Source organism: Mesorhizobium sp. M4B.F.Ca.ET.017.02.2.1, assembly GCF_003998955.1.
Lineage (GTDB): Bacteria > Pseudomonadota > Alphaproteobacteria > Rhizobiales > Rhizobiaceae > Mesorhizobium > Mesorhizobium abyssinicae.
In genome coordinates this window covers 1-3923 of the sequence record NZ_RZOF01000466.1, presented here as the reverse complement: position 1 = coordinate 3923, position 3923 = coordinate 1, and the positions used below count along the sequence as shown (strand labels likewise).

General features: G+C 65.3%; 4 protein-coding genes. 2 read left to right on the top strand and 2 right to left on the bottom strand.

Annotated features, from left to right (window positions below):
• The coding region (gene betC, locus EN738_RS32035) for a choline-sulfatase (RefSeq protein ID WP_127287078.1) at positions 1 to 1205 on the bottom strand (1205 nt) is incomplete at its 3' end.
• Positions 1202 to 1789, bottom strand: coding sequence for a transcriptional regulator BetI (gene betI / locus EN738_RS32030; RefSeq protein WP_127287077.1), 588 nt, complete (start codon positions 1787 to 1789; stop codon positions 1202 to 1204). The genes betC and betI, both read right to left, overlap by 4 nt.
• A gap of 240 nt (positions 1790 to 2029) precedes the next feature.
• Here betI and EN738_RS32025 point away from each other — a divergent pair, with 240 nt between their 5' ends.
• Complete coding sequence (locus tag EN738_RS32025) at positions 2030 to 3196, top strand: acetyl-CoA acetyltransferase (RefSeq protein ID WP_127287076.1); 1167 nt, start codon at positions 2030 to 2032, stop codon at positions 3194 to 3196.
• A 54-nt stretch (positions 3197 to 3250) separates the two neighbouring features.
• On the top strand, positions 3251 to 3923 hold a 673-nt coding region (locus EN738_RS32020), incomplete at its 3' end, for an asparaginase (protein WP_127287075.1).

The window sequence follows — 3923 nt, the reverse complement described above, 5'->3', positions numbered from 1 at the left end:
AATTTGTATTTGCCGTCGCGGATCGCCACCAGCGGCGCGTAGGAGCCTTCGGCGGCATACTCGATCAACACGGGCGCGGTGCGCTGCCCGCCATTGGCGAGCGGCAGCAGCGACTGGCCGTCGGTCCACGGAGCGATGGCGCCCATGTCGATGCCGGCGAGGTCGCACAGCGTCGGCGTCACGTCGAGATTGGAGACCGGCGCCTCGATCAGCCCGGCCGGCACGCCTTTGCCGCCGATCATCAGCGGTACGCGCGCCGAACCCTCGAAGAAGCTCATCTTGAACCACAGCCCGCGCTCGCCGAGCATGTCGCCATGGTCCGAGCAGAACAGGATGACGGTGTCGTCGAGCATGCGCGTGCGGCCGAGGACGTCCAGCAGCTCGCCGAGCTTGTCGTCGACATAGGAGATGTTGGCGAAATACCCGCGCCGCGAACGGCGCACCTGGTCGCTTGTGATCGCGAAAGCGGAATAGTCGCTGGCGTGGTAGAGCCGCTGCGAATGCGCGTCCTGCTCGTCATGCGCGATGAACCCGGTTTCGGGGTCCAGCGCCTGGCAATTCTCGTAGAAGTCCCAATACTGCTTGCGCGCGACGTACGGGTCGTGCGGGTGCGACAGCGAAACGGTCAGGCACCAGGGCCGCCGGTCCGCATCGTCCTGCTCCCGCGAAAGCTGGTAGAGCTTCTGCGTGGCCAGGAACACGACTTCGTCGTCATACTCCATCTGGTTGGTGGTCTCGGCGACGCCCGCGCCGGTCACCGAGCCCAGATTGTGATACCACCAGTCGATGCGCTCGCCGGGTTTGCGATAGTCTGGCGTCCAGCCGAAATCGGCCGGATAGATGTCGGTGGTCAGCCGCTCCTCGAAGCCATGCAGTTGGTCCGGCCCGACGAAATGCATCTTGCCAGACAGGCAGGTGTAGTAGCCGGCAGATCGCAGGTGATGGGCAAAAGTCGGGATCGAGGACGTGAACTCCGCCGCGTTGTCGTAGACCCCGGTGCGCGACGGCAACTGCCCGCTCATGAACGAAGCGCGGCCGGGCGCGCAGAGCGGCGAGGCGGTGTAGTTGTTGGCAAAGCGCGCCGAGCGGGCGGCAAGTGCCTTCAGATGCGGCACATGCAGGAATTCCGCCGGTCCGTCGGGGAACAGCGTGCCGTTGAGCTGATCGACCATGACGATCAGGAAATTGGGCCGTCCGCTCGTCAAGGCAGGCTCCGTCCGCTGAGCTTTTCGAGATAGTCTTCGACGAGCGCGATGGCCGTCGCCGCGTCCGGCACGCCGTCTTTCAGCGCGCGACGGATGTAGAGCCCGTCGATCAGCGCCGCCGTCGCTTCGGCGACGCGATCCGCTTCGCGTCGGGACAGGATGCCGGTCAGCCCGCTCATCAGGTTCGAATGCAGTCGCCTCGCATAGATCTTGAGCAGGCGCCGCAAGGCCGACGACTTCTGCGCCTCGACATAGAAGGCAAGCCATGCGGCGATGGTCTCGGGCTGGAACTGGTCGTCGGAGAAACTGACGGCGACCACGGCCGAGACGCGCTGGCGCGCCGTGCCGGTGGCCCGCAGCGCACGCCTGGTGTCGGTGTTGAGCTCCGACAGTATGTGCCGCATCGTCGCGAACAGAAGCTCGTCCTTGGCGCCGAAATAATGGTGCGCCAGCGCCGACGACACGCCGGCGCGGCCGGCGATCTCCGACATCGTCACGTCCAGCGAGCCGCGCTCGCCGATCGCCGAGATCGTCGCATCGATGAGCGCCTTGCGGCGCAAGGGTTCCATTCCGATTTTCGGCATTTTGGGATCCGGGCTCGATATAAGATTATTTTTTATTGACGGATCAATCAACAAAAAATCGATGCTGGCATCAAACGATCCTGTTGGTCTGGCCCATCCCCTGGGCTGGAAAAAAGTTCACTGTTGAACAATATTGAATCTCATGCCGCGACAGGACGTGCTAGCGTGTGTGGAGGTTCAGGTCAGGCCGGCATCACCTGAGGATCCACACGCCAGGCTGCGCGGCAAATGGAGGCTGTAATGACCGCATGCATCGTCGGCTGGGCGCATTCGCGCTTCGGCAAGCTCGAGGGCGAGACGCTCGAGGGCCTGATCACCAAGGTCGCCGTCGAGGCGCTCGACCATGCCGGGATTGGTCCCGACGATGTCGACGAGATCGTGCTCGGCCATTTCAACGCTGGCTTCTCCGCGCAGGATTTTACCGCCAGTCTGGTTTTGCAGGCCGACGACCGGCTGCGCTTCAAGCCGGCGACGCGCGTCGAAAACGCCTGCGCCACCGGTTCGGCCGCCGTGAGGCAAGGTATCCGCGCCATCGACGCCAATGCGGCCCGCATTGTGCTGGTGGTCGGCGCCGAGCAGATGACCACCACGCCCGGCCCCGAGATCGGCAAAAACCTGCTCAAGGCCTCCTACCTGCCGGAGGATGGCGACACGCCCGCCGGCTTTGCCGGCGTCTTCGGCAAGATCGCGCAGGCCTATTTCCAGCGCTATGGCGACCAGTCGGATGCGCTCGCCATGATCGCCGCCAAGAACCACAAGAACGGCGTCGACAATCCTTACGCGCAGATGCGCAAGGATTTCGGCTTTGAATTCTGCCGCCAGGAAAGCGAGAAGAACCCGTTCGTCGCCGGTCCCTTGAAGCGCACCGACTGCTCGCTGGTTTCGGACGGCGCCGCCGCGCTTGTGCTCACCGACACCGCGACGGCGCTCAGGATGCGCCGCGCCGTCACCTTCCGCGCCAATGAGCACGTCCAGGATTTCCTGCCGATGTCGAAGCGCGACATCCTCGCCTTCGAGGGCTGCGAGCAGGCCTGGAACCAGGCGCTGAAGAAGGCCGGCGTGACGCTCGACGACCTCTCCTTCGTCGAGACGCATGACTGCTTCACCATCGCCGAACTGATCGAATACGAGGCGATGGGGCTGGCCAAGCCAGGCGAAGGCGCGAAGCTGGCGCTGGACGGCACCACGGTCAGGGACGGCCGCCTGCCGGTCAACCCCTCCGGCGGCCTTAAATCCAAGGGCCACCCGATCGGCGCCACCGGCGTGTCGATGCATGTGCTGACCGCCATGCAGCTCACCGGCGAGGCGGGCGGCATCCAGGTGCCGGGCGCCAAGCTCGGCGGCATCTTCAACATGGGTGGCGCTGCCGTTGCCAACTACGTTTCCATTCTCGACCGGATCAGGTAGAAGCGGCCCGCATTTAAAGCGGCGCCCTCTGGGCGCGCGCGTGCGGGAGGCAGCATGTCAAATCCGGTTCTGGTCGAGGTTTTGCGCGGCGCGGTGGTCGAAAGCGCCCATCGCGGCGCGGTCGCCGTGTTCGATGCTGACGGCAAGCCGTTGCTCGAAATCGGCGAGACGGTCCGCCCGGTGTTTCCGCGCTCGGCGGTGAAGGCGATCCAGGCGCTGCCATTGGTCGAAAGCGGTACGGCCGACGCCTATGGCTTCGGCGACCGCGAACTGGCGCTGGCCTGCGCCTCGCATACCGGCGAGGCCGCGCATGTCGAACTGGCGCAAGCCATGCTGGCGAAAGCCGGTCTCGACAAAACCGCGCTCGAATGCGGCGCGCATTGGCCGTCGAACCATGACGCCACCATAGCGCTTGCCCGTGCCGGCGGCGTGCCGAACGCGCTGCACAACAACTGCTCCGGCAAGCATGCCGGCTTCCTATGCACCTGCGTGCATGCGGGCATCGCCCATCGCGGCTACGTCAAGGCCGGCCACGCCCAGCAGGAGATGGTTCGCGATGCCATGCAGTCCGTGACCGGTGCCGCCCATGACGTCGACCACTGCGGCACCGACGGCTGTTCCATCCCGACCTATGCCGTGCCGCTAAAGAGCTTCGCGCTCGGCTTTGCCCGCATGGCGACGGGCAGGGGCTTTGCGCCGGAGCGGGCCAGGGCGGCGAAGCGGCTCT